At 73.1% G+C, this 24,733-nt stretch carries 18 protein-coding genes; 3 read left to right on the top strand and 15 right to left on the bottom strand.

All coding sequences use genetic code 11. The features are described from left to right. Positions 1 to 50: 50 nt before the first annotated feature. Together dnaJ and hrcA are read right to left on the bottom strand one after the other, a co-directional pair. Positions 51 to 1,187: a molecular chaperone DnaJ gene (dnaJ, locus tag ACF1AL_RS02110; RefSeq protein WP_391825341.1), complete on the bottom strand. Its 1,137-nt coding sequence runs from the start codon at positions 1,185 to 1,187 to the stop codon at positions 51 to 53. Further along, positions 1,188 to 2,204 (bottom strand): heat-inducible transcriptional repressor HrcA, encoded by a 1,017-nt coding sequence (hrcA, locus tag ACF1AL_RS02105; RefSeq protein ID WP_391825340.1) that lies wholly within the window; start codon positions 2,202 to 2,204, stop codon positions 1,188 to 1,190. Positions 2,205 to 2,357: 153 nt separating this feature from the next. Between hrcA and ACF1AL_RS02100 the strand changes: the two genes are divergently transcribed. Continuing rightward, positions 2,358 to 3,086, top strand: coding sequence for an MBL fold metallo-hydrolase (locus ACF1AL_RS02100; RefSeq protein ID WP_391779890.1), 729 nt, complete (start codon positions 2,358 to 2,360; stop codon positions 3,084 to 3,086). 42 nt (positions 3,087 to 3,128) lie between these two features. Then, a complete protein-coding gene (locus tag ACF1AL_RS02095) occupies positions 3,129 to 3,941 on the top strand; it encodes a DUF3097 domain-containing protein (protein WP_391825339.1) in 813 nt (270 codons plus the stop codon). A gap of 28 nt (positions 3,942 to 3,969) precedes the next feature. On the opposite strand, the gene hemW is transcribed toward ACF1AL_RS02095, so the two are convergent. From hemW to lepA, 4 genes are all read right to left on the bottom strand, one after another. Beyond that, complete coding sequence (hemW, locus tag ACF1AL_RS02090) at positions 3,970 to 5,202, bottom strand: radical SAM family heme chaperone HemW (RefSeq protein ID WP_386911418.1); 1,233 nt, start codon at positions 5,200 to 5,202, stop codon at positions 3,970 to 3,972. A 401-nt stretch (positions 5,203 to 5,603) separates the two neighbouring features. Beyond that, positions 5,604 to 7,496, bottom strand: a complete 1,893-nt coding sequence (locus ACF1AL_RS02085; RefSeq protein WP_391825338.1) for a SpoIIE family protein phosphatase — start codon at positions 7,494 to 7,496, stop codon at positions 5,604 to 5,606. 319 nt (positions 7,497 to 7,815) lie between these two features. Then, entirely contained in the window at positions 7,816 to 9,690 is a 1,875-nt protein-coding gene (locus tag ACF1AL_RS02080) for an AMP-dependent synthetase/ligase (RefSeq protein WP_386419394.1), read from the bottom strand. Between the two features lie 264 nt (positions 9,691 to 9,954). Further along, entirely contained in the window at positions 9,955 to 11,823 is a 1,869-nt protein-coding gene (lepA, locus tag ACF1AL_RS02075) for a translation elongation factor 4 (protein WP_366834572.1), read from the bottom strand. A gap of 243 nt (positions 11,824 to 12,066) precedes the next feature. On the opposite strand from lepA, the gene rpsT reads away from it, so the two are divergent. Next, on the top strand, positions 12,067 to 12,333 hold the full coding sequence (gene rpsT, locus ACF1AL_RS02070) for a 30S ribosomal protein S20 (protein WP_366834571.1): 267 nt from the start codon (positions 12,067 to 12,069) through the stop codon (positions 12,331 to 12,333). A gap of 245 nt (positions 12,334 to 12,578) precedes the next feature. On the opposite strand, the gene ACF1AL_RS02065 is transcribed toward rpsT, so the two are convergent. From ACF1AL_RS02065 to leuS, 9 genes are all read right to left on the bottom strand, one after another. Beyond that, positions 12,579 to 12,974: a nuclear transport factor 2 family protein gene (locus tag ACF1AL_RS02065; protein ID WP_366834570.1), complete on the bottom strand. Its 396-nt coding sequence runs from the start codon at positions 12,972 to 12,974 to the stop codon at positions 12,579 to 12,581. Between the two features lie 180 nt (positions 12,975 to 13,154). After that, complete coding sequence (gene holA, locus ACF1AL_RS02060) at positions 13,155 to 14,144, bottom strand: DNA polymerase III subunit delta (RefSeq protein WP_386583251.1); 990 nt, start codon at positions 14,142 to 14,144, stop codon at positions 13,155 to 13,157. A 319-nt stretch (positions 14,145 to 14,463) separates the two neighbouring features. Next, the gene (locus ACF1AL_RS02055) at positions 14,464 to 14,709 is read right to left on the bottom strand and encodes a hypothetical protein (RefSeq protein ID WP_366834568.1); all 246 of its coding nucleotides are present in this window, start codon (positions 14,707 to 14,709) and stop codon (positions 14,464 to 14,466) included. A 41-nt stretch (positions 14,710 to 14,750) separates the two neighbouring features. Beyond that, positions 14,751 to 15,572 carry an arylamine N-acetyltransferase gene (locus ACF1AL_RS02050; RefSeq protein WP_391825337.1) on the bottom strand — a complete coding sequence of 274 codons (822 nt, stop codon included), beginning with the start codon at positions 15,570 to 15,572 and terminating at the stop codon, positions 14,751 to 14,753. 4 nt (positions 15,573 to 15,576) lie between these two features. After that, the gene (locus tag ACF1AL_RS02045; RefSeq protein ID WP_391825336.1) at positions 15,577 to 18,219 is read right to left on the bottom strand and encodes a ComEC/Rec2 family competence protein; all 2,643 of its coding nucleotides are present in this window, start codon (positions 18,217 to 18,219) and stop codon (positions 15,577 to 15,579) included. Beyond that, positions 18,216 to 19,094, bottom strand: coding sequence for a helix-hairpin-helix domain-containing protein (locus ACF1AL_RS02040; protein ID WP_391825335.1), 879 nt, complete (start codon positions 19,092 to 19,094; stop codon positions 18,216 to 18,218). The genes ACF1AL_RS02045 and ACF1AL_RS02040 overlap by 4 nt, the downstream gene beginning before the upstream one ends. A 396-nt stretch (positions 19,095 to 19,490) precedes the next feature. Beyond that, positions 19,491 to 20,336, bottom strand: a complete 846-nt coding sequence (locus ACF1AL_RS02035) for a DegV family protein (protein WP_384208893.1) — start codon at positions 20,334 to 20,336, stop codon at positions 19,491 to 19,493. A 132-nt stretch (positions 20,337 to 20,468) separates the two neighbouring features. Further along, entirely contained in the window at positions 20,469 to 21,236 is a 768-nt protein-coding gene (locus ACF1AL_RS02030; RefSeq protein ID WP_391825334.1) for a hypothetical protein, read from the bottom strand. Between the two features lie 304 nt (positions 21,237 to 21,540). After that, positions 21,541 to 24,414 (bottom strand): leucine--tRNA ligase, encoded by a 2,874-nt coding sequence (leuS, locus tag ACF1AL_RS02025; RefSeq protein WP_391694857.1) that lies wholly within the window; start codon positions 24,412 to 24,414, stop codon positions 21,541 to 21,543. Between the last annotated feature and the right edge of the window lie 319 nt (positions 24,415 to 24,733).

Here is a 24,733-nt window from a genome sequence, read left to right as displayed (position 1 = left end):
TCCTCCACCCCGGCCCACCGCCGCCCGGCACCCGCCCCGCGGCCCGCACCTCACCGCCCGTTGAAGGCGTCCTTCAGCCGCGAGAACAGGCCCTGCTGGCCCGGCTGGAACTGGCCGGTCGGGCGTTCCTCGCCGCGCAGTTTCGCCAGTTCGCGCAGGAGGCGTTCCTGCTCGGGGTCGAGCTTGGTCGGGGTCTGCACCTCGACGTGCACGATGAGGTCGCCCCGGCCGCCGCCGCGCAGATGCGTGACGCCGCGGTTGTGGAGCGGGATCGACTGGCCGGACTGCGTGCCGGGCCGGATGTCGACCTCCTCCATGCCGTCCAGCGTCTCCAGCGGCACCTTGGTGCCGAGGGCCGCCGCCGTCATCGGGATGGTCACCGTGCAGTGCAGGTCGTCGCCGCGCCGCTGGAACACCGCGTGCGGCAGCTCGTGGATCTCGACGTACAGGTCACCGGCGGGACCGCCACCGGGCCCGACCTCGCCCTCGCCGGCGAGCTGGATGCGGGTGCCGTTGTCGACACCGGCCGGGATCTTCACGGTCAGCGTGCGCCGCGAGCGGACCCGGCCGTCGCCCGCGCACTCCGGGCACGGGTTCGGCACGATCGTCCCGAAGCCCTGGCACTGCGGGCACGGCCGCGAGGTCATGACCTGGCCCAGGAAGGACCGGGTGACCTGCGAGACCTCACCACGGCCGCGGCACATGTCACAGGTCTGCGCGGAGGTGCCCGGCGCGGCGCCCTCACCCGAACAGGTGGCGCAGACGATCGCCGTCTCGACCTGGATGTCCTTCGTGGTGCCGAAGGCCGCCTCGTCGAGCTCGACCTCCACCCGGATCATCGCGTCCTGGCCCCGGCGGGTGCGCGAGCGCGGCCCGCGCTGCGACGCCGTACCGAAGAACGCGTCCATGATGTCGGAGAAGTTCCCGAAGCCGCCCGCGCCGAAGCCGCCCGCGCCGGCGCCGCCGGACTGCGAGAGCGGGTCGCCGCCGAGGTCGTAGACCTGCTTCTTCTGCGGGTCCGACAGCACCTCGTAGGCGGCGTTGATCTCCTTGAACCGCTCCTGCGTCTTCGGATCGGGGTTGACGTCAGGGTGCAGCTCGCGCGCGAGCCGCCTGAACGCCTTCTTGATCTCATCCTGCGACGCGTCGCGGCGCACGCCGAGTACGGCGTAGTAGTCCGTGGCCACCTACGACTCCGCCAGGATCTGTCCGACGTACCGTGCCACTGCGCGTACCGCTCCCATCGTTCCCGGGTAGTCCATGCGGGTCGGTCCGACCACGCCGAGCTTGGCGACAGCCTCGCCGCCCGAACCGTAGCCGACCGACACGACGGACGTGGAGTTGAGTCCTTCGTGGGCGTTCTCATGACCGATACGGACGGTCACGCCCGGATCCTTGGCCTCGCCGAGCAGCTTCAGGAGGACGACCTGCTCCTCCAGCGCCTCCAGCACCGGCCGGATCGTGAGGGGGAAGTCGTGCGAGAACCGGGTGAGATTGGCGGTGCCGCCGATCATCAGCCGCTCCTCGTTCTCCTCGACGAGCGTCTCCAGCAGGGTGGACAGGACCGTGGAGACCGTACCGCGGTCCTCGACCTCGAAGGCCTCCGGCAGGTCCTCCACCAGCTTCGGCACGTCCGTGAACCTGCGGCCCGCGACGCGGCTGTTCAGCCGGGCCCGCAGGTCCGCGAGCGAGGTCTCGCCGAACGGCGCCGGGCAGTCCACCATGCGCTGCTCGACCCGGCCGGTGTCGGTGATCAGCACCAGCATCACCCGGGCGGGCGCCAGCGACAGCAGCTCCACGTGCCGCACCGTCGAGCGGGTCAGCGACGGGTACTGCACGACGGCGACCTGCCGCGTGAGCTGCGCGAGCAGCCGCACGGTCCGCGCGACGACGTCGTCGAGGTCGACGGCGCCCTTGAGGAAGTTCTGGATGGCGCGCCGCTCGGGCGCGGTCATCGGCTTGACCCCGGCCAGCTTGTCGACGAACAGCCGGTAGCCCTTGTCGGTGGGGATGCGCCCCGCGCTGGTGTGCGGCTGCGCGATGTACCCCTCGTCCTCCAGGGCCGCCATGTCGTTGCGGACCGTCGCCGGGGAGACGCCGAGATTGTGCCGCTCCGTGAGCGCCTTGGAACCGACCGGCTCCTCGGTGCCCACGTAGTCCTGGACGATGGCGCGCAGCACCTGAAGCCTGCGTTCACTCAGCATCGCGCACACCTCCAGAAAGTCGTTCCCCTCGGCATCTGCCCTGGCACTCTGCGCGTGCGAGTGCCAGACGTCCCCGCCCCAGTGTACGGCGGTGGTGCACGCCCCCGGCAAGGCCGGCCCTGCCGCCCGGTCGGTACGGATAGCGTCGGGGGTATGACGGTTACTTGGGAAGACCTGGGGTGGGAACGGCTGGCGGCCGGGGTGGGACGGTGCCGGCTGCCGGGCTGGGACTGCACGACGGGGCTGGTCCTCGGCGCCGGTACGGCGCTGATGATCGACGCCGGGTCGAGCCTCGCGGAGGGCGCCCGGCTGCGCGCCGAGGCCGAACGGCTCACCGGGCACGGTGTGACCCATCTCGCGTTCACCCACCCCCACTTCGACCACGTCCTCGGCGCGTCCTCGGTCCGGGCCGCCGACGTCTTCGGCGCGGTGGGCATCGACTCGGCGTTCACCCCGCGCGGCCGGGAGGAGCTGCGGGCGGACGCGGTGAGGAACGGACTGGACCCGGCGCTCGCGGAGGAGGCCGCGGCGGCGCCGGTGACGGTCGGTCATCTCGTCAGCGGCGAGTGGACCCTGGACCTCGGCGGCGGCCGCCAGGCGCTGCTGGCCAACGTGGGCCCCGGGCACACCGCCCACGACCTCGTCGTCCTCGTCCCCGGCGAGCGGGAGGTGGTCTTCTGCGGCGACCTCGTCGAGGAGTCCGGGGAGCCGCAGGCCGGCCCCGACGCCGTACCCTCGCACTGGCCGGACGCGCTGGACCGGCTGCTGGCGCTCGGCGGCGAGGACGCGCTGTACGTGCCCGGTCACGGAGCGGTGGTGGACGCCGCGTTCGTGCGGGCGCAGCGGGACGCGCTGGCCGGCCGCTTCGGCGTGTCGCGCTGATCCGGGCGCATTCCGCCGCGGGGTTCTCCTATCGTCATCCGAATGCGGCAGTACTCCCCCGACCTGACCCCGCCCTGGAAGAAGAAGCCGGCGCCGGTGCCCGAGGTGGCGGCCGAGCCGGGCCTGGTGGTGGAGGAGCCCGGCAGCGGCTTCTGCGGCGCGGTGATCCGCTGCGAGGCCGGCACGGTCACCCTGGAGGACCGCTTCGGCAAGCACCGCGTCTTCCCGCTCCAGCCGCGCGGGTTCCTGCTGGAGGGCCGCGTGGTGACGCTGGTGAGGCCCGCCTCGGCCGCTCCGGTACGGCCCGCCCGCACCGCCTCCGGGTCGGTCGCCGTGCCCGGTGCCCGCGCCCGCGTCGCCCGCGCCGGGCGGATCTACGTCGAGGGGCGGCACGACGCCGAGCTGGTGGAGAAGGTCTGGGGCGACGACCTGCGCATCGAGGGCGTGGTCGTGGAGTACCTGGAGGGCGTTGACGACCTCCCGGCGATCGTGGAGTCCTTCGCGCCGGGTCCCGACGCCCGGCTCGGCGTCCTGGTCGACCATCTGGTGCCGGGCACCAAGGAGTGGCGGATCGCCGAGGCCGTGACCAGCGAGCACGCGCTGGTGGTGGGCCACCCGTACATCGACATCTGGCAGGCGGTGAAGCCGTCGGCGCTGGGCATCGCGGCGTGGCCGGTGATCCCGCGCGGCCAGGACTGGAAGACGGGCGTGTGCCGGGCCCTGGGCTGGCCGGAGAACACGGGCGCGGCCTGGCAGGCGATCCTCGGCCGGGTGCGGTCGTACAAGGACCTGGAGCCGGAGCTCTTGGGGCGCGTCGAAGAGCTGATCGATTTCGTCACCGCCCCGGCGGGCTGACGCCCGGTCCCGGCCCCCGCGGACGGTTTCAGTCCACCAGGTCCCGGACCACCGCGTCCGCGAGCAGCCTGCCCCTCAGGGTGAGGACCGCGCGGCCCTCGGCGTACGGCTCGGGGTCGAGCAGGCCGTCGGACAGGGCCCGGTCGGCGGCGCGACGGCCGTCGGGCTTCAGCAGGTCCAGGGGTACGCCCTCGCGCAGCCGCAGCTCCAGCAGGATGCGTTCGACCCGGCGGTCCTCCTCGCTCAGGAGCTCCCGGCCGGCGCCCGGGGAGCGGCCCTCGGCCAGCGCCGCCGCGTAGGCGCCGGGGTGCTTGACGTTCCACCAGCGCACCCCGCCGACGTGGCTGTGCGCGCCCGGTCCCGCGCCCCACCAGTCGGCGCCGCGCCAGTACAGCTCGTTGTGCAGGCAGCGGCCCGCCTCGGAGGTGGCCCAGTTGGACACCTCGTACCAGGCGAAGCCCGCCGCGCCGAGGGTGTCCTCGGCGATCAGGTACCGGTCGGCGTGCACGTCGTCGTCGGTCATCGGGATCTCGCCGCGCCGGATGCGCCGGGCGAGCTGCGTGCCCTCCTCGACGATGAGCGCGTACGCGCTGACGTGGTCCGGTCCGGCGCCGATCGCCGCGTCCAGCGAGGCCCGCCAGTCGTCGTCGGACTCGCCCGGGGTGCCGTAGATCAGGTCGAGGTTGACGTGCTCGAAGCCGGCCGCGCGCGCCTCGGCGACGCATGCCTCGGGGCGACCGGGGGTGTGGGTGCGGTCAAGGATCCTCAGCACGTGCTGCCGGGCGCTCTGCATGCCGAAGGAGATCCGGTTGAAGCCGCCCTCGCGCAGGGTGGCGAGGTAGGCCGGGTCGACGGACTCCGGGTTCGCCTCCGTGGTGATCTCCGCGTCCGGGGCCAGGCCGAACTCGTCACGGATCGCCGCGAGCATCCGCACCAGGTCGTCCGCGGCCAGCAGCGTGGGCGTACCGCCGCCGACGAAGACCGTGCGCACCGGGCGCGGGTCGTCGCCGAGCACCTTGCGGGCGAGGCGGACCTCGTCGGCCAGGGTCTCGGCGTAGTTGTCGCGGGAGGCCAGCACTCCGCCGGTGCCGCGCAGCTCGGTCGCGGTGTAGGTGTTGAAGTCGCAGTAGCCGCAGCGGGTCGCGCAGTACGGAACGTGCAGATAGAACCCGAGCGGCCGGCCGGCGGCGCCGGCGAGCGCGGAGGCGGGCAGCGCGCCGTCGTCGGGGACGGGCTCGCCGTCGGGGAGTGCGGAAGGCATGTCTCCCATTGTCCAGGACGGACGACGGTACTCCGTCCGGAGCACCGGGAGGGCAAGGCGTCAGCCGCCTGGCGGCACCGGGGAGGGCCGGTCGTCACTCCGCGCCGGGCACCGAGGAGGGCCGGTCGTCACTCCGCGCTGGGCACCGGGGAGGGCCGGTCCTCACTCCGCGCTGGACACCGGGGAGGGCCGGTCCTCACTCCGCTCGGCGCAGCGGAAAGGGCCGGTCGTCACTCCGCGCTGGACACCGGGGAGGGCCGGTCCTCACTCCGCTCGGCGCAGCGGAAAGGGCCGGTCGTCACTCCGCGCTGGGCACCAGGGAGGGCCGGTCCTCACTCCGCTCGGCGCAGCGGAAAGGGCCGGTCGTCACTTCGCTCGGCGCACCGGGGAGGGCAACGGGGTCACTCCGCCTGGAGGACCAGGAGGGCCATGTCGTCGTCCGGTGGGCGGGTGCCGAAGTCGTGGACCAGACGGCTGATCCGCTCGGCGATCAGGTCGGCGTCCAGGCCCACGCAGTCGGCGAGGGCGTGGGCCAGCCCGTCGCCGTCGTCGAACTGGACGGAGCCGTTGCGGCGCTCGGTCACCCCGTCGGTGACGCACAGCAGGGTGTCGCCGGGCAGCAGGTCCACCGTCTCGCTCGCGTACGTCTCGTCCTCGACGACCCCCAGCAGGGTCTGCGGGGCGGCGGCCGTGCGCACGCTGCCGTCGGGGCCGAGGATCAGCGGCAGCGGATGCCCGGCGGAGGCGAGCGTGCAGCGGACGCCACCCTCGTACGGGGTCAGCTCGCCGTAGAGCAGGGACAGGAAGCGGGTCTGCGGGCCGTCGCCGGGTGCGACGGGGCCTGCGAAGGCGCGGGCGGCGGCGTCGGCGGCCTCGGTGGCGTCGTCGAGGAGGAGCTGGTTGAGGCGGTCGAGGACGTCGGCGACCCCGTAGCCCTCGCGGGCCAGCAACCGCAGCCAGGGGCGGGCGAGCCCGATCACCACGGCGGCCTCGGGACCCTTGCCCTGGACGTCGCCGACGGCGAAGCACCAGCGGCCGTGGCCGGCCGGGAAGACGTCGTAGAAGTCGCCGCTGGGGCCGCCCTTGTCGCAGGGCTCGTAGACCAGCGCGGTGCGCACGCCGGGGATCTCGGCGACCGCGCCGGGCAGCAGGCCACGCTGCAGGACGGCGCTGATGGTCGCCTGACGGGCGTACTGGCGGGCGGCGCCGATGGCGAGCGCGACGCGTCGGCTGAGGTCCTCGACGAGTCCGGTGACCTCGTCGGGGAAGCGGAGCAGCCCGGCGCGGCCGATGACGAGGGTGCCGAGCGGGCGGCCGCCGGCGACCAGGCGATAGGCGAGCGCGGCGCCGTGCGGGCCGAGCGCGGCGCCGGGCCAGGGGTAGGGGCGCGGGCCGGGGGAGGTCACCTCGGGCGGGCGCGGCGGCTCCTTCTCCAGGGCCTGGCGCAGCTCCTCGACGAGGTGCTCGCCGCTGTGCCACACGCGGGCGGGCCGGGCCGGCGGGCCGCCCGCGCCGGTCCAGCCGCGGCCGGTGACCTCGTCCTCCAGCCACACCGCGCACCAGTCGGCGAGGCGCGGCACCACGAGCTGGCCGGTGAGGGAGGCGACGAGGTCCTCGTCGAGCTGCCCGGCGAGCAGGTCGGAGGCCTCGGCGAGGAAGGACAGGGCGCCGCGGCCGAGCCAGTCGCGGTCGCCGTCGGCGCCGCGCGGCTCGGGCGCGAGGATCCCGGCGAGCCGCAGCGTGTCGCCGAGCACGGGGTCGTCGTGCGCGATCCGGTCGGGGGCGGTGAGCCCCTCGTGACCGGCGGCGTCCTCGCCCGCGGGGGTGAGCCGCGCCCACACGGTCTTGGCGGTACGGCGGTAGGTGACGCCCCAGGACTCGGCGAGCGCGGCGACCAGGCGCAGGCCGCGTCCGTACTCGGGGGTCTCGGTGTCCGCGTCGGCGTCGCGCGGGGCGCGGGCGGGGTGCCGGTCGGTGACCTCGACGACGACGGTGCCGGTGCTCTCCAGCCGGCAGGACAGTTCGACGTCCGTGCCCGCGTGCACGACGGCGTTGGTGACCAGTTCGCTCACCAAGAGGGCGATGTCCTGCGCCAGGCGCTCGGTGAGCCGGTCGGCGCCGGGCAGGGCCAGGCCGGTCCACTCGGTCAGCGCGGCGCGGACCAGGGCGCGGGCGGAGCCGGGCGCGAGCGAGCTGCCGGGCAGGGTGGTGTGCGCCCGCGCCCGGTCGTCGGCGTGCGCGGGCGCGGCGCCGGTGAGCGCCTCGGTCTCGCGCTGCGTCGGAACGACCCCCATCGACAACTCCCCGAGCAGTCCGGCTGGATACGTTGCGGTCGATGCCGACAGCGTGACAGACCGGACCGGCGCATAAGCGGGGAGTTACCGAACTGGGTCGCGATGCGTGAGATCCGAGGTACCGGAGCGCTCGGATCCGGACAGAAAGGGTACGGATTCGAGCATTCCGCGTTCAGAACCGTCCGTGGCTGGACTATGCCAGACACGTCCGGGGTGCACGGGCGTCAGCCCCGTGGCCCCGCGCGCCGTGCGCCACGGGACCACGAGGCCAGGAGGGCTGCCGCGGGGCGGGGGGCCTGGGGGGCCGGGGGGCCGGGGGTTACTTCTCCACCGTCCCCGCGTACATCTCGTCGATCAGGTGCTTGTACTCGCGCTCGACGACCGGGCGCTTCAGCTTCAGGCTCGGGGTGATCTCGCCGTGCTCGACGTCGAGGTCGCGGGGCAGCAGACGGAACTTCTTGATCGTCTGCCAGCGCTGCAGGCCGTCATTGAGCTGCTTGACGTAGCCGTCGATCAGCTCGACGGTCTGCGGCGCGGCGACCACCTCGGCGTAGGCCTTGCCCTCCAGGCCGTTGTCCTTGGCCCAGTCGAGCAGGGCGATCTCGTCCAGGGCGATGAGGGCGGTGCAGTAGTTCCGGTCGGCGCCGTGGACCAGGATGTTGGAGACGTAGGGGCAGATCGCCTTGAACTGGCCCTCGACCTCGGCCGGCGCGACGTACTTGCCGCCGGAGGTCTTGATCAGGTCCTTCTTGCGGTCGGTGATGCGCAGATAGCCGTCGGGCGACAGCTCGCCGATGTCCCCGGTGTGGAACCAGCCGTCGCTCTCCAGCACCTCGGCGGTCTTCTCGGGCAGCTTGTGGTAGCCCTGCATGATGCCGGGGCCGCGCAGCAGGATCTCGCCGTCGTCGGCGATGCGGACCTCGGTGCCGGGCAGCGGCTTGCCGACGGTGCCGGTGCGGTAGGCCTCGCCGGGGTTGACGAAGGAGGCCGCGGAGGACTCGGTGAGGCCGTAGCCCTCCAGGATGTGGATGCCGGCGCCGGCGAAGAAGTAGCCGATCTCGGGCGCGAGCGCGGACGCGCCGGAGACGCAGGCGCGCAGCCGGCCGCCGAACGCCTCGCGGATCTTGGAGTAGACGAGCGTGTCGGCGACCTTGTGCTTGGCGGCGAGGCCGAAGGGGGCGGTGCGGTTGCCGGTGCGGCGGAAGTTGTCCTGGGTGACCTTGGCGTACTCGCGGGCGACCTCGGCGGCCCACTGGAAGATCTTGTACTTGGCGGCCCCGCCGGCCTTCGCCTTGGCGGCGACGCCGTTGTAGACCTTCTCGAAGATGCGCGGGACGGCGGCCATGTACGTCGGCTGCACGACCGGCAGATTCTCGATGATCTTGTCCACGCGGCCGTCGACGGCGGTGACGTGGCCGACCTCGATCTGGCCGGAGGTGAGCACCTTGCCGAAGACGTGCGCGAGCGGCAGCCACAGGTACTGCACGTCGTCCGGGCCCACCAGCCCCGTCGCGGCGATCGCCTTCGCCATGTACGCCCAGTTGTCGTGCGGCAGGCGCACGCCCTTGGGGCGGCCGGTGGTGCCGGAGGTGTAGATGAGGGTGGCGAGCTGGTCGCGGGTGATCTTGCCGACCCGCTCCTTGACCAGCTCCGGCTCCTGGGCGAGGCGGGCGGCGCCGCGCCGCTCCAGGTCGGCGAGGGTGAGTACCCAGTCGTCGCTCTCGACACCGGCCGCGTCCAGCACGACCACGTGCGTGAGCTCGGGCAGCTCGGCACGCTTCTCGCGCGCCTTGGCGAGCTGGGCGGCGTCCTCCGCGATGAGGACCTTGCTCTCGGAGTCGGAGAGGATGAACGCGGACTCGTCGGCGTTGGTCTGCGGGTAGATCGTGGTGGTGGCCGCGCCGGAGCACATGATGCCGAGGTCGGCGAGGATCCACTCGATCCGGGTGGAGGAGGCGAGCGCGACGCGCTGCTCCGGCTGGACACCCAGCTCGATGAGGCCGGCCGCGATCGCGTGGACCCGCTCGGCCGCCTGCGCCCAGCTCAGCGACTTCCAGTCGTCCGGCCCCTCGCCGGAGGCCGCCGGTACCGGATACCGGTAGGCCTCGGCGTCCGGCGTGGCCGCCACGCGCTCCAGGAAGAGGCCCGCCACGGACGGCGGACGGTTCTCGATCAAGGTAGTTGCGTCGCTCACGACATCCTCCGGGGCCCGCGACAGTGCGGCTGGCGCGACAGTGCGGCTGGTTCCTACCCACGAGACGTTGTTTAACTCGCGAGTAACTATCGGGCAGGGACAGAGTAGAGCCCGACCGCCGCCTGCGTAAGGGCTGACGCCCGGTCGTTTCCCCGTCGTTCTCCACGGAGGTGACCGGCAGGAACGGACAGGGGCCCGGCGTACTTTCGCACGTCGGGCCCCTGTGTGACCGGATTTGCCGCGGTGGCGGGCGGTAACCGGCGGTTACTTCTTGCCCTTGGCCGATGCCCCGCTGTCATCGCTGGACAGGACCGCGATGAAGGCCTCCTGCGGAACCTCCACGGAACCCACCATCTTCATCCGCTTCTTGCCTTCCTTCTGCTTCTCCAGCAGCTTGCGCTTACGGGAGATGTCACCGCCGTAGCACTTGGCGAGGACGTCCTTGCGGATGGCGCGGATGGTCTCGCGGGCGATCACCCTCGAGCCGATGGCGGCCTGCACCGGCACCTCGAAGGCCTGCCGCGGGATCAGCTCCTTGAGCTTGGCGACGAGCCGGACACCGTAGGCGTACGCCTGGTCCTTGTGGGTGATCGCGGAGAACGCGTCCACCTTGTCGCCGTGCAGCAGGATGTCGACCTTGACCAGGGAGCTGGTCTGCTCGCCGGTGGGCTCGTAGTCGAGGGAGGCGTAGCCGCGGGTCTTCGACTTCAGCTGGTCGAAGAAGTCGAAGACGATCTCCGCGAGCGGCAGCGTGTAGCGGATCTCGACACGGTCCTCGGAGAGGTAGTCCATGCCGAGCAGGGTGCCGCGCCGGGTCTGGCACAGCTCCATGATCGAGCCGATGAACTCGGTCGGCGCGAGGATGGTGGCCCGCACGACCGGCTCGTAGACCTCGTTGATCTTGCCTTCGGGGAACTCGCTCGGGTTGGTGACCGTGTGCTCGCTGCCGTCCTCCATGACCACGCGGTAGACCACGTTGGGGGCGGTGGCGATCAGGTCGAGCCCGAACTCGCGCTCGAGGCGCTCGCGGATCACGTCCAGGTGCAGCAGACCGAGGAAGCCGACGCGGAAGCCGAAGCCGAGCGCGGCGGAGGTCTCCGGCTCGTAGACCAGGGCGGCGTCGTTGAGCTGCAGCTTGTCCAGGGCCTCGCGCAGCTCGGGGTAGTCCGAGCCGTCCAGCGGATACAGACCCGAGAAGACCATCGGCTTCGGGTCCTTGTAGCCGCCGAGCGCTTCGGTCGCCCCCTTCGCCTGGCTGGTGACGGTGTCGCCGACCTTGGACTGGCGGACGTCCTTCACACCGGTGATGAGGTAGCCCACCTCGCCCACGCCGAGGCCGTCGGCGGGCAGCATCTCCGGCGAGTTGGTGCCGATCTCCAGCAGCTCGTGGGTGGCGCCGGTCGACATCATCTTGATGCGCTCGCGCTTGTTGAGCTGGCCGTCGATGACACGGACGTACGTCACGACACCGCGGTAGGAGTCGTAGACCGAGTCGAAGATCATGGCGCGCGCGGGGGCGTCCTTGACGCCGACCGGGGCCGGGATCTCGGCGACGACCTTGTCCAGCAGCGCCTCGACGCCGAGGCCGGTCTTGGCGGAGACCTTCAGCACGTCGTCGGGCTCGCAGCCGACGAGGTTCGCCAGCTCCTCGGCGAACTTCTCGGGCTGCGCGGCCGGCAGGTCGATCTTGTTCAGTACGGGGATGATCGTGAGGTCGTTCTCCATCGCCAGGTAGAGGTTGGCGAGGGTCTGCGCCTCGATGCCCTGGGCGGCGTCGACGAGGAGGATGGTCCCCTCGCAGGCGGCCAGCGACCGCGAGACCTCATAGGTGAAGTCGACGTGCCCCGGGGTGTCGATCATGTTGAGGATGTGCGTGTTGCCCGGGTCGTGGGTGGGGGCCCAGGGCAGGCGCACGGCCTGGGACTTGATCGTGATGCCGCGCTCGCGCTCGATGTCCATCCGGTCGAGGTACTGAGCACGCATCTGCCGCTGCTCGACCACGCCGGTCAGCTGGAGCATCCGGTCGGCGAGCGTGGACTTGCCGTGGTCGATGTGCGCGATGATGCAGAAATTGCGGATCAGAGCCGGGTCGGTACGGCTCGGCTCGGGCACATGGTTAGGGGTCGCGGGCACGCAGGGTCCTGTCTCTTGAGGCGCCTTATGCCTCGGGTCGGATCGATACGTAGCTTCCATGGTCCCACGGGTGGGGCGCGGCGACCGGTTTGGGCCACTCGAAGGGCCGCTGGTAGTGTAGGGGGCTGTGTCTCATGCCCTCTCAGCGCGAGGCACGTCTCCGAGAAATCACCTGGCACGGGTCCGGGGGTTCCGTCACGGAATCCTCCCGGCTTTCGTGCCTGAACCTGAAAAGGCTCATTCGTGGCGAACATCAAGTCCCAGATCAAGCGGATCAAGACCAACGAGAAGGCCCGGCTGCGCAACAAGGCCGTCAAGTCCTCTCTGAAGACCGCGATCCGCAAGGCCCGCGAGGCCGCTGCCGCGGGTGACGTCGAGAAGGCCGTCGAGCTGCAGCGCGCCGCCGCGCGTGCGCTGGACAAGGCCGTCTCCAAGGGCGTCATCCACAAGAACCAGGCCGCCAACAAGAAGTCGGCGCTGGCTTCCAAGGTCGCGTCCCTCCAGGGCTGAGTTCCTCCTTTGATCTGACGGGTCCCGCTGCGGGACCCACGTCGCCGGAGGGACCCGAGCGGGCCCTCTCTCATCCGCTCCCGTCCGGCACCCCGAGCCTGTTCGCGGCCTGCGTTCGCCACGCGGGAACGGGCTCAACCGCTTCATCCGACGGCCCCGTCGCCTCGCCCTTCCCCAGGGCGGGCGGCGGGGCCGTCGGCGTGCGCGCAGGCGTCACGCCGTTTCGGGGTCACGCCGTTTCGGGGTCACGCCCAGAAGTCGTTGTCCTGGTCGAGATCCATGCTGCACTGGTCGAGGTCGCTCGCCTTGTCCCCGACGATCCGGAAGACGAGGACCTCGTCCGTGTCCATCCGCTTGCCGTTGCGCTCCGCGGTGGTGTGGTGCAGGGCGACCGCGTGCCCCCGGCCGTCCACGAAGACGTCGCGCAGCTCGACACGCATGGTGCCGTTCGTCTCCTGCATGAGCCGGCCGTACATCTCGATGATCGCGTCCTGGCCCTTGTAGTCGCCCGCGAGCATGTGGGTGCCGGGTACGTGCTGCGTACAGTCGGACGTCATCAGCTGCCGCAGGGTGTCCATGTCGCCCTGCGAGAAGGCGTCATAGCCCTTGCGGACGAGTGCCGCGTGCGGGTGTTCAGCCATGGCGATCGCCACCTTTCCCTCTCCGGCGATGTGGCTGATACGCCGATTGTCCTCCGCGAGGGAAGGGTTCGCGCTTTCGAGGGACGGGGCGCGGGGCGCAGTGGGGCTCGGGGTCCCGGGGCGGGGTCGCCGTGTCGAGGACGGCCGGGCGGTCCCGCGGCGGGGTGAGGCGCCTCGTCGTCAGCCGCGGCCTCGGGAGCGGGCGGCCCGGGCGATCGTCACGACCGCCTTCTCCAGGGCGTACTCGGGGTCGTCGCCGCCGCCCTTGACGCCGGCGTCGGCCTCGGCCACCGCGCGCAGGGCGACGGCCACCCCGTCCGGGGTCCAGCCGCGCATCTGCTGCCGCACCCGGTCGATCTTCCACGGCGGCATGCCCAGCTCACGGGCCAGGTCGGCGGGACGTCCGCCGCGCGCGGAGGACAGCTTGCCGATCGCCCGCACGCCCTGTGCCAGCGCGCTGGTGATCATCACCGGGGCGACCCCCGTGGCCAGCGACCACCGCAGCGCCTCCAGCGCCTCGGCCGCCCGGCCCTCCACCGCGCGGTCGGCGACGGTGAAGCTGGAGGCCTCGGCCCGGCCGGTGTAGTACCGCCCGACGACCGCCTCGTCGATCGTGCCCTCCACGTCGGCGGCCAGCTGGGAGACGGCCGACGCCAGCTCGCGCAGATCGCTGCCGAGCGCGTCGACCAGCGCCTGGCACGCCTCGGGCGTCGCCGAACGCCCCACGGCCCGGAACTCCTGCCGCACGAACGCCAGCCGGTCGGCCGGCTTCGTCATCTTCGGGCAGGCGACCTCGCGCGCCCCCACCTTGCGGGCGGCGTCCAGCAGCCCCTTGCCCTTGGCGCCACCGGCGTGCAGCAGCACCAGCGTGATCTCCTCGGCGGGCGCCGAGAGGTACGCCTTGACGTCCTTGACGGTGTCGGCCGACAGATCCTGCGCGTTGCGGACGACCACGACCTTGCGCTCGGCGAAGAGCGAGGGAGAGGTCAACTCGGCGAGCGTGCCCGGCTGCAACTGGTCCGGGGTCAGGTCCCGCACGTCCGTGTCGGCGTCGGCGGCCCGGGCGGCGGCCACCACCTCCTGCACGGCACGGTCCAGCAGCAGGTCCTCCTGACCCACGGCGATCGTCACCGGGGCGAGGGGGTCGTCATTCGCAGTCTTCCTGGCCATCGCCCCAAGCATGGCACGGGCCACCGACAACGGGGGTCATGGCCAGGGGGGGGAACGGGCGGGGGCGGGGAGCCGGGGGGCCGAAGGGCGGGGGGGTGGGAGCCCGGGTTGCGCCCCGGAGCGCGTAGGCCGGAGCGCGGAGGCCGGGGCCCGGAGCGCGGAGGCCGGGCCCGGAGCCCGGGGCCGGGACCCGAGAGACCGGGGCCGGGACCCGAGAGACCGGGGCCAGGACCCGAGAGACCGGGGCCGGGACCCCGGAGGCCGGGCCCGGGGCCCGGGGCCGGAGGTCTTGAGGCGCCGCGCCCCGGCGGGGTGGCGACTACGGCTCCTCGCGCCAGCCCTCCCACTCCCCCGCGAACGCGTCCAGCTCCGCGGGGTCGAGGCGTTCGGTGTCATCCCTCAGCAGCACCAGCCACTGGGCGTCCTCCGCGTCGTCCTCGCCGGCCAGCGCGTCGCGGACGATCCGCGGCTCCTCGTCGAGGGGGAACCGCTCGCCCAACACCTCCGCGGCCTCCTCCGCCGCGTCGCGGTCGGGCAGCACCAGCACATGTCTCACATCGCTCACGTGCCCATTTTCCGACAGCCCCGCGGACGGCCCGACGCCGGTCAGGCCTCGGGCACCTCCTCCAACGCGATCCCGAACACCTCCCGGTACGTCTGAAGCACCTCCGCGTCCTCGCCCAGCTCCCTCACCTCCCGCGTGCCGTCGGCCGCCGTCGTGGTCAGCCGGCGCCCGCTGAGCGTCACCCGCCCGCCGTCCTCCGTGAGCCGTGAGCACACCAGCGACCGTACGAAGTGCGAACGCGGCGACGTGCTGTGCCACCAGGCCCCGGTGACGAAGTCGTCGAGCACCCGCGGCCGCACCTCCAGCCGGTACTGCGGACGGCCCTCCCGCAGCACGTCCAGGTCGGCCGCCCCGCCCGGCGGCTCGGCGCCCCCGCGCGCCCCGGCCGCGTCCGGTTCCGCCTCCGCGATCCGGAACACCCCGCCGGGGTCCGCCTGCTCACCGCGCTCGGCGAACCGCAGCGGAAGGTGAGTGTGTGTCCCGAACCCGACGTCGGCCAGCCAGTCGCCGCCGTCCACCGTGCGCACCCGCAGCGCGAGGTGGTCGTACGGGATGCCGGGCCGCTCCCCGTCCCCGTACACCCGCGCCGCGAGCAGCGTCACCTCGAAACCGAGCGCCGTCAGCAACGCCCCGAACGCGCCGTTCAGTTCGTAGCAGAAGCCTCCCCTCCTCGCCCCCACGACCTTGTCCACCAGCCGCTTCTCCTCCAGCACGATCTCCTCACCGAGATGGATCGAGAGGTTCTCGAAGGGCACGGTGCGCAGATGGCGCAGATGCAGGTCCCTGAGGGCGTCGTCGGTGGGCCGGGCCGGGCGCCGCGCGCCCAGCCGACGGAGATAGGCATCGGCCTGTACGGAGTCCATGCCCTCAGTCTGGCGCCACCCGCAGCCGCGCGTCGGTCCCCGGCCGCCCGCCCGACCCCAGCACCGCCAGGGACCCGTCCCGGTCGGTCCGCAGCACCGTCGCTCCCTGGGCCTTCAGGGCGTCCAGGGTGACCGGGGCGGGATGGCCGTAGGGGTTGTCCGCGCCCACGGACACGAGCGCCAGCCGCGGGGCGGCCATCCGTATCAGGTCCGGGTCCTGGTGGGCGGAGCCGTGATGGGCCACCTTCAGCACGTCCACGCCCCGCAGGGCCGCGGCGGCCGGCGAGCGGTACAGCGCCTGCTGCGCCGGCGGTTCGAGGTCCCCGAGCATCAGCACGCGCAGCCCGGCCGCGCGCACCAGGAGGGTGACACTGGCGTCGTTCGGGCCGTCCGCGGCCGGCGCCGGCCCGGGCGGCGGCCACAGCACCTGCCAGGACAGCCCCGCGACCCGCCGCACCTCCCCGGCGGCGGCCCGGGTGAGCGGGATGTGCCGCGCGGCCGCCTCCCTCCGTACGAACGCCACCTGGTCCGCGGGTTCCTCGTAGCCGGTCGTCTCGATCGCCCCCACCGTCCGGCCCCGCAGCACCCCCGGCAGCCCGGCGACATGGTCGGCGTGGAAGTGGGTGAGCACGACCAGCGGGATCCGGGTGATGCCGAGGGTGCGCAGGCACCGGTCCACCGGCCGGGGGTCGGGCCCGGCGTCCACGACCACCCCGCTGCCCGCACCCGCCGCGAACACCGTCGCGTCGCCCTGGCCCACGTCGCACATCACCAGCCGCCAGCCCGGCGGCGGCCAGCCAGTGATCACCCGGGTCAGCGGCACCGGCTGCGTCACGAACAGCACCAGCAGGATCCCGCACGCCGCGCACACCCACGGATGGCGCAGCAGCCGCCGCCCGGCGCACACCGCGAGCACCACGGCGAGCGCGAGCAGCAGCGCCCCCGTCCAGCTCCCCGGCCAGTCCACGCCCCCGCCGGGCAGCGCCGCCCCGGTCCGCGCCACGGCGGCGATCCACCCGGCCGGCCAACCGGCGCACCATGCCAGCGCCTTGGCCACCGGCATCGCGAGCGGCGCCGTCGCCAGCGCGGCGAAGCCGAGCACCGTCGCCGGGGCCACCGCGACCTCCGCGAGCAGATTGCAGGGCACCCCGACCAGGCTCACCCGCGCCGACAGCACCGCCACGACCGGCGCGCACACCGCCTGGGCAGCGCCCGCGGCCGCCAGCGCCTCGGCCAACCGCGGCGGCACCCGGCGCCGGCGCAGCGCCTCGCTCCACCTCGGCGCGACCGTGAGCAGCGCCCCCGTGGCCAGCACCGAGAGCAGGAAGCCGTAACTGCGGGCCAGCCACGGGTCGTACAGCACCAGCAGCAGAACCGCCGTGGCCAGCGCCGGGATCAGCGATCTGCGGCGCCCGGTCGCCAGCGCGAGCAGCGCGACCGCGCCGCAGGCCGCCGCGCGCAGCACGCTCGGATCGGGCCGGCACACCACCACGAAGCCCAGGCTCAGTCCCGCCCCGAGCAGGGCCGTCGTGCGCAGCGGAAGCCCCAACCGGGTCGCCAGCCCCCGGCGTTCCGCCCGCTGGGCCAGACCCGGCGGGCCGAGCAGCAGCGCGAGGAGGATCGTGAAGTTGGCGCCCGACACGGCCAGGGTGTGGGTCAGGTCGGTGTCCTTGAACGCCTCGTCCAGCTCGGGCGTGATCCGCGAGGTGTCCCCGACGACCAGCCCGGGCAGCAGGGCCCGCGCGTCCGCCGGCAGACCGTCGGTCGCCGCCCGCAGACCGGACCGCAGCCGCCCCGCGAGCCGTTGCGCCGCCGAGGGCTCCCCGACCACCCGCGGGGCTCCCGGGTTCCGTACCCGCAGCACGGCGGCGATCCGGTCCCCGCCCCGCAGGGGCGGAGCGAGTTGTCCGGTCACCCGGAGCGTGGTGGACGGCAGCAACTCCAGCCAGGGGGAAGGGCTGGACGCGCCGCCGAGGGCCGGGGTGGAGGCGCCCGATCGCGGTGTCGGGCCGTGGGTGGCCGACGGCCGTCTCGCTCCTCCCGTGGCCGTCACGATCAGCAGCACCGGCGCCCGGGTCGTCACCCGCCGCCCGGCGGTCCGCTCCACCGTCCGCACCTCCGCCTGGATCGTCACCGAGGGCGCGGTGACGTGGTCGCCCCGCACCCGGGGACGGGCGAGCCGCGCGTCGGCGGTGACCACCACGTCGGCGGTCACGGTGGCGTACTGCCGGGCCAGCACCGGCACCGGTCCCCGGCGTACGTCCGCCCCGTGCAGTCCGGCGGAGGCCGCCGCGGCGGCGACGCACAGCAGGACGCCGGCGGACGTCGCCCTCACCGCACGCCGCGCCACGAGCAGCCCGACGCCCACGAGCAGGCAGACGGCCGTCACGCCCGCGATCACCCACGGCGGTGCGTCCAGGCACACGGCGGCCGTCGCCCAGGCCGCCAGCGCCGGAGGCACCAGCCGCAGGTCGACCGGCCCCTCCTGCCGGGGATGCGCGTCCCCGAGCCGCTTCCCGGACGCGGCGTGCACCGGGTGGCGGAACTCCCCCACCGGGACGCCGTGCTCCGGGACGGGGACCGGGACGCCGTCCGCCGGGGTGCCGGACGTGTCACCCCGGAATCCACGGGTGCCGGGCGCGTTCACGGTCGCACCAGCTCGCGCAGGTCGGCGAAGCGGCGGTCGCCGATGCCGTTGACCTCACGCAGTTCGTCGACCGAGCGGAAACCGCCGTGCTGGGTGCGGTAGTCGACGATGTGCCGCGCCAGCACCGGACCCACCCCGGGCAGGGCGTCCAGCTGGTCCACCGTGGCCGTGTTGAGCGACACCGGCGCCACGGGTGCCGCACCGGGCGCACCGGCCGCCCCACCGACGGGACCGCCCAGGCCCGTGCCGCCCGCTCCGGCCCCGGCGACCGGCGCGGGTTCGCCCACGACGACCTGCTCGCCGTCCACGAGGAAGCGGGCCCGGTTCAGGCCGTGCAGGTCGGCGCCGGGCCGTACCCCACCGGCCGCGCGGAGGGCGTCGGCGACCCGGGACCCGGCCGGCAGGCGGTGGATGCCGGGCTCGCGGACCTTGCCGCTGACGTCCACGACGATCCCGGCAGCGGCGGTCGTCGCCGGGCCCGGCACCCCGCCCGCCACACGGCTGTCGGGTGTCGGCGCCTCCTCGACCCGGGGAGCCGCCGCGCGCACCACCTCGGGCGCGCTCACCGTCTCGGTCCGGCCCGTCCAGAAGTGCTGCACGGCGAGAGCGGCGGCGACGACGAGCAGCACGGTGAGCGCGACGACACCGCGACGCTCCACTCCGCACCGCGCCTGCAGCCACACCGGCATCCGCTCGCGCACCGCCGGCCCGACCCACCAACGCCGGCGGCCACCAGCCCTCTCGACCACGTCGTCCTCGACCGCACTGTCCTCGACCGGGCTGTCCTCGACCGCCTTGGACTCGACTTCGACGTGCGGCCCGTGCGCCCCGCCATCCCCGGCCTCGCCCCGCCGCCCGTCCGGCGCCCGAGCCACGGCCTCCCCCGGCGAACCAAATAAACCGAGGGAACCAGGCGAACCGAGTGAACCCTGCGAACCGGGGGGAGCAGGTGACCCGCCCGAACCCGACAGAGCCCCCGACTCCCGTCCCCCAGCCCCGCCTTGGCCGAAGAGCGTCCCCGCGCGCCGGTGCAGTTCCTCCGCCAAGGCCTGTCGCCTCCGGTCGTGGATGCGGGAGGAGGGGCGGCGGTGACGGACCCGGCCGTCGGAGGTCAGGCCCCGGCCGGGACCGCTGGTCGCATGAACGCTGCGTGTACGTGATCGAAGTGCCATGCGACGAGCATGGGCGATCCCGCCGACCCGCGATGATCTTGGTCGAATCCGGTGGACGACGGCCCGCTTGTGGACAACTCCACCACCCTCACGGGTGATTCACCGCGGCGAGACCACGACCCCGAGCAGCCCCGGCCCCGTGTGTGCCCCGATGACCGCGCCCACTTCGCTGACATGGAGGTCGGCCAGCCCCGGCACGCGTCCCCGGACCCGTTCCGCCAGGGCGGAGGCGCGGTCGGCGGCGGAGAGGTGGTGGACGGCGATGTCGACGGGCGCGCTGCCGGCCCGGTCGGCCACGATCTCCTCCAGACGGGCGATCGCCTTCGACGCCGTGCGCACCTTCTCCAGCAGCTCGATCCGGCCGCCCTCCAGTTGCAGCAGCGGCTTCACCGCGAGCGCGGAGCCCAGCAGCGCCTGCGCGGTCCCGATCCGGCCGCCCCGGCGCAGGTAGTCGAGGGTGTCGACGTAGAAGTAGGCGGCCGTGCCCGCGGCCCGCTTCTCCGCGGCCGTGACGGCCTCGTCGACGGTGCCGCCGCTCTGAGCGGTCTCGGCGGCGGCGAGCGCGCAGAAGCCGAGCGCCATCGCGACCATGCCGGTGTCCACGACCCGTACCGGCACCGGTGCCTCGCGTGCGGCGGTGACGGCGGCGTCGTAGGTGCCGGACAGTTCGCCGGACAGGTGGAGGGAGACGATGCCGGTGGCGCCGGAGGCGGCGACCTTGCGGTAGGTCTCGGCGAACTGCCGGGGGCTCGGGCGCGAGGTGGTGACGGACCGTCGCTTCTGCAGGGCCTGGGCGAGCGAGCGGGTCGAGATCTCGGTGCCCTCTTCGAGGGCCTGGTCGCCGAGGACCACCGTCAGCGGCACCGTGGTGATGCCGTGCCGCTCCATCATCCGGGGCGGCAGGTAGGCCGTGGAATCGGTGACGATCGCGACATGGCGGGACATGAGCTGGAGGTTACCTGCCGTAGTGCCCTGGCGGCAGCCCGGCCCCTTGCACCTGGGAATGCCTTGACCGAATCCGATCGCGGCGATCGCGGCCGGGGCGCCGGACGGTCGCCGCCGCGCGGTCGCTCACGCTCAGGTGGTGCTCTCGGGGCGCGGCCGCTTCTGCCAGGGGTAGGAGGGGCGCGCGGCGGGCGGGCCGAGCGCGGGCCGGGCCGGCTCCTGGGCCTCTCGGGCCGTCGTCTCGGCCGCCCGGGCCGTGGGTTCGGCGGCGGCGTCCTGGTCCGGCCAGGTCTGCCGGCCGTCCCCTTGGGCGGTGGGCGCCTCGGGCCAGGAGGCCGGCGGGGGTGTGCCGGGCGCGGCGGTCCAGTGCCGCAGGGCACCGGTCTCGACGTCGATCTGCGCGCTGAGCGCGTCGAGGTCGTCGTCGGCGAGGTGACGGGCGCGGTCGCGGGCGGCCCAGCGCAGGGAGTCCGCGGAGTGGACGATGCGCTCGGTGCGTTCGCGCAGCTGGGGCAGGCGCTCGGCCAGCGTGGCCCGGTCGGGTTCGGACTCCAGGCGCCTGAGCTCGTCGTCCAGCTCGTGCCCGTGCGCGCTGAGCCGGTCGAACAGGCCGAGGGACTCCTTCAGGGAGGCGTCCTCGGCGACGCCCGCGTGCAGCGCGTCCTGGGTGGCGCGCATCGAGGTGCGCAGCTTCAGCCGGAGTTCGGCGATCTCACCGGCCGGTCCCGGCCGGCCGAAGGACTTGGCCCGCAGGGTGTGGTCCTCGACCGTGCGGCGGGCCTGGGTGAGCGTGCGGTCCACGCCGCGTTTGGCGGCGCCGACCGCCTTCACGGTCGCGTAGGTGCCGAGGGCCACGAAGAGCACGAAGAGCAGGGCGAAGACTGCGATCACTGCTTCCACGACGCTCCTCCTCGGCCCGCTGCGGCGTCTGTCGACGCCCTGTCCCGCGTCGGCGCGCCTGTCGACGCCCCTTCCCGCGCTGCGGCGCGTCACGCGCCACGTCTCCACGGTAAACGCACCGGGCAGGCCCGGAGTTCCGGAAGAACCCCGAGCCTGCCCGCAGAAGACCCCGGCGTACCCCTAGGGGACGCCCCGGAGCGCGCACGGCGCCCGCCGTCGGCGCCTCACGCCGTCACGCCGTCGGCGCGTCACGCCGGGACGCCGTCACCCCGGGACGCTGTCACGCCGGGACGCCGTCGCCCCGTCACGCCGGGACGATATTCACCAGCTTCGGCGCGCGCACGATCACCTTGCGGATGCCGGCGCCGTCCAGTGCCGCGACGACCTTCTCGTCGGCCAGCGCCACCTTCTCCAGCTCCTCCTCGGAGATGGCCGGCGGCACCTCCAGGCGGGCCTTGACCTTGCCCTTGATCTGGACGACACAGGTCACCGTCTCGTCCACGACGTACGCCGGGTCGGCGACGGGGAAGTCCTGGTGGACGACGGAGTCGGTGTGGCCCAGTCGGCGCCACAGCTCCTCGGCGATGTGCGGGGCCAGCGGCGCGACCAGCAGCACCAGCGACTCGGCGACGGTCCGCGGCACGGGCCGGCCGGCCTTGGTCAGGTGGTTGTTCAGCTCGGTGACCTTGGCGATGGCGGTGTTGAACCGCATGCCCTCGAAGTCCTGGCGGACGCCGTCGATCGCCTTGTGCAGGGCGCGCAGCGTCTCCTCGTCGGCCTCGTCGTCGACGACGGTGACCTCGCCGGTCGCCTCGTCGACGATGTTGCGCCACAGCCGCTGCAGCAGCCGGAACTGGCCGACCACCGCGCGCGTGTCCCACGGCCGGGAGACGTCCAGCGGGCCCATCGCCATCTCGTACAGGCGCAGGGTGTCCGCGCCGTACTCGGCGCAGATCTCGTCCGGCGTCACCGCGTTCTTCAGGGACTTGCCCATCTTGCCCAGCAGGCGGCTGACCTTCTCGCCCTGGTAGTACCAGTCGCCGTCGCGCTCCTCCACCTCGGCGGCGGGCACCGCGATGCCGCGGCTGTCGCGGTAGACGTAGGCCTGGATCATGCCCTGGTTGAACAGCTTGTGGAACGGCTCGGCCGAGGAGACGTACCCCAGGTCGTACAGGACCTTCGACCAGAAGCGGGCGTACAGCAGGTGCAGCACCGCGTGCTCCGCGCCGCCGACGTACAGGTCGACGCCGCCGTGCGGCTTGCCCTCGCGCGGGCCCATCCAGTACCGCTCGATCTCGGGGTCGACCAGCTGCTGGTCGTTGTGCGGGTCCAGGTAGCGGAACTCGTACCAGCAGGAGCCCGCCCAGTTGGGCATGGTGTTGGTCTCGCGGCGGTACTTCTTCGGGCCGTCGCCCAGGTCCAGGGTGACGTTGACCCAGTCCGCGTTGCGCGACAGCGGCGTCTCGGGCTGGGTGTCGGCGTCGTCCGGGTCGAAGGTGCGCGGGCTGTAGTCCTCGACCTCGGGCAGCTCCAGCGGCAGCATCGACTCGGGCAGCGCGTGGGCGACGCCGTCCTCGTCGTAGACGATCGGGAAGGGCTCGCCCCAGTAGCGCTGGCGGCTGAACAGCCAGTCGCGCAGGCGGAAGTTGACGGTGCCCTCGCCGATGCCGCGGGACTCCAGCCACTCGGTGATGCGCGCCTTGGCCTCGACGACGCCCAGGCCGTCCAGGGTGACGCCCTCGCCCGAGGAGTTGACGATCGTCGCGTCGTAGGAGACGAACGCGTCGTCCCAGGTGGCGGTGTCCTCGCCGCGGCCGTCGGTCGGCGCGACCACGCAGCGGATCGGCAGCTCGAAGGCGCGCGCGAAGGCGAAGTCGCGGCTGTCGTGCGCCGGGACGGCCATGATGGCGCCGGTGCCGTAGCCCATCAGGACGTAGTCGGCGATGAAGACGGGGACCTGCTCGCCGTTGACCGGGTTGGTCGCGTAGGCGCCGATGAAGACGCCGGTCTTGTCCTTGGCCTCGGCCTGCCGCTCCACGTCGGACTTGGCGGCGGCCTGCGCGCGGTAGGCGGCGACGGCCTCGGCGGGCGTGGCGTGGCCGCCGGTCCACACCTCGTGGGTGCCCTCGGGCCAGGAGTCCGGGGTGAACTTCTCCACCAGCGGGTGCTCCGGGGCCAGCACCATGTAGGTGGCGCCGAACAGGGTGTCGGGGCGGGTGGTGAAGACGGTGATCTTCTCGCCGTCGATGGGGAACTCGACGCGGGCGCCCTCGGAGCGGCCGATCCAGTTGCGCTGCTGCAGCTTGATGGCCTCGGGCCAGTCCAGCGCGTCCAGGTCCTCCAGCAGCCGGTCGGCGTAGGCGGTGATGCGCATGTTCCACTGGCGCAGCTTGGCCTTGAAGACGGGGAAGTTGCCGCGCTCGGAGCGGCCCTCGGCGGTGACTTCCTCGTTGGCCAGCACGGTGCCCAGGCCGGGGCACCAGTTGACCGGCGCGTCGGAGGCGTAGGCCAGCCGGAACTCGCCCAGGACGTCGGCCTGCTCGACGGCGCTCAGCTCGCTCCACGCGCGCGTGTGGCCGGGGACGGGCCGCTCACCGGACTCGAACCGGGCGACCAGCTCGGAGATCGGGCGGGCCTTCTTCGCCTCGTCGTCGTACCAGGAGTTGAAGATCTGCAGGAAGATCCACTGGGTCCACTTGTAGTAGTCCGGGTCGATCGTGGCGAACGACCGGCGCTTGTCGTGGCCCAGACCCAGCCGGCGCAGCTGGGCCTTCATGTTCTCGATGTTGGCCTCGGTGGACACGCGCGGGTGCGTGCCGGTCTGCACGGCGTACTGCTCGGCGGGCAGGCCGAAGGCGTCGAAGCCCAGGGTGTGCAGGACGTTGTGGCCGGTCATCCGCTGGAAGCGGGCGAAGACGTCGGTGGCGATGTAGCCCAGCGGGTGGCCGACGTGCAGTCCCGCACCGGAGGGGTACGGGAACATGTCCATGATGAACTTCTCGGGCCGGGCGGCGGTCCGCTCGTCGCCCGCCAGGTCGCCCTTGGGGTTGGGCGCCGCGTACGTGCCGTCGGCGTCCCAGAAGTCCTGCCAGCGTGCCTCGATCTCGGCGGCCAGGGCGGCCGTGTAGCGGTGCGGCGCGGCCGCCTCCGAAGAGGCGGCGGGGTTCGTCTCGCTCATGATCCTCAAAGCTCCATCGATCGTCTCTGCCTGGCGGCTTCCTCACCCGGAAACGAAAAATCCCCTCGCACAGGAGGGGACGCCGCGCCGATTCCGACCACGTTCTCTCACCGGCGGTCGGGACTGATCAGCGCGGCTCGCTAAGCAGAAGGCGTACGGCACGCATGGCGCCAGGGTACCGCACCCCTTGAGCAAGCCGCGACGCGCTTCCGTACGAGTGGGCGGACCACCGTACACACCGACCGAAGGCCCTGGATTACCCGGCGTAACAGCCGCTAAGGGACATCACAACAAGCCCATTGTCCTTTGATAACAGCGC

Origin of the sequence: Streptomyces sp. NPDC014801, assembly GCF_043082085.1 — a bacterium.
GTDB lineage: Bacteria > Actinomycetota > Actinomycetes > Streptomycetales > Streptomycetaceae > Streptomyces.
This window is presented reverse-complemented; position numbering and strand designations above follow the sequence as displayed.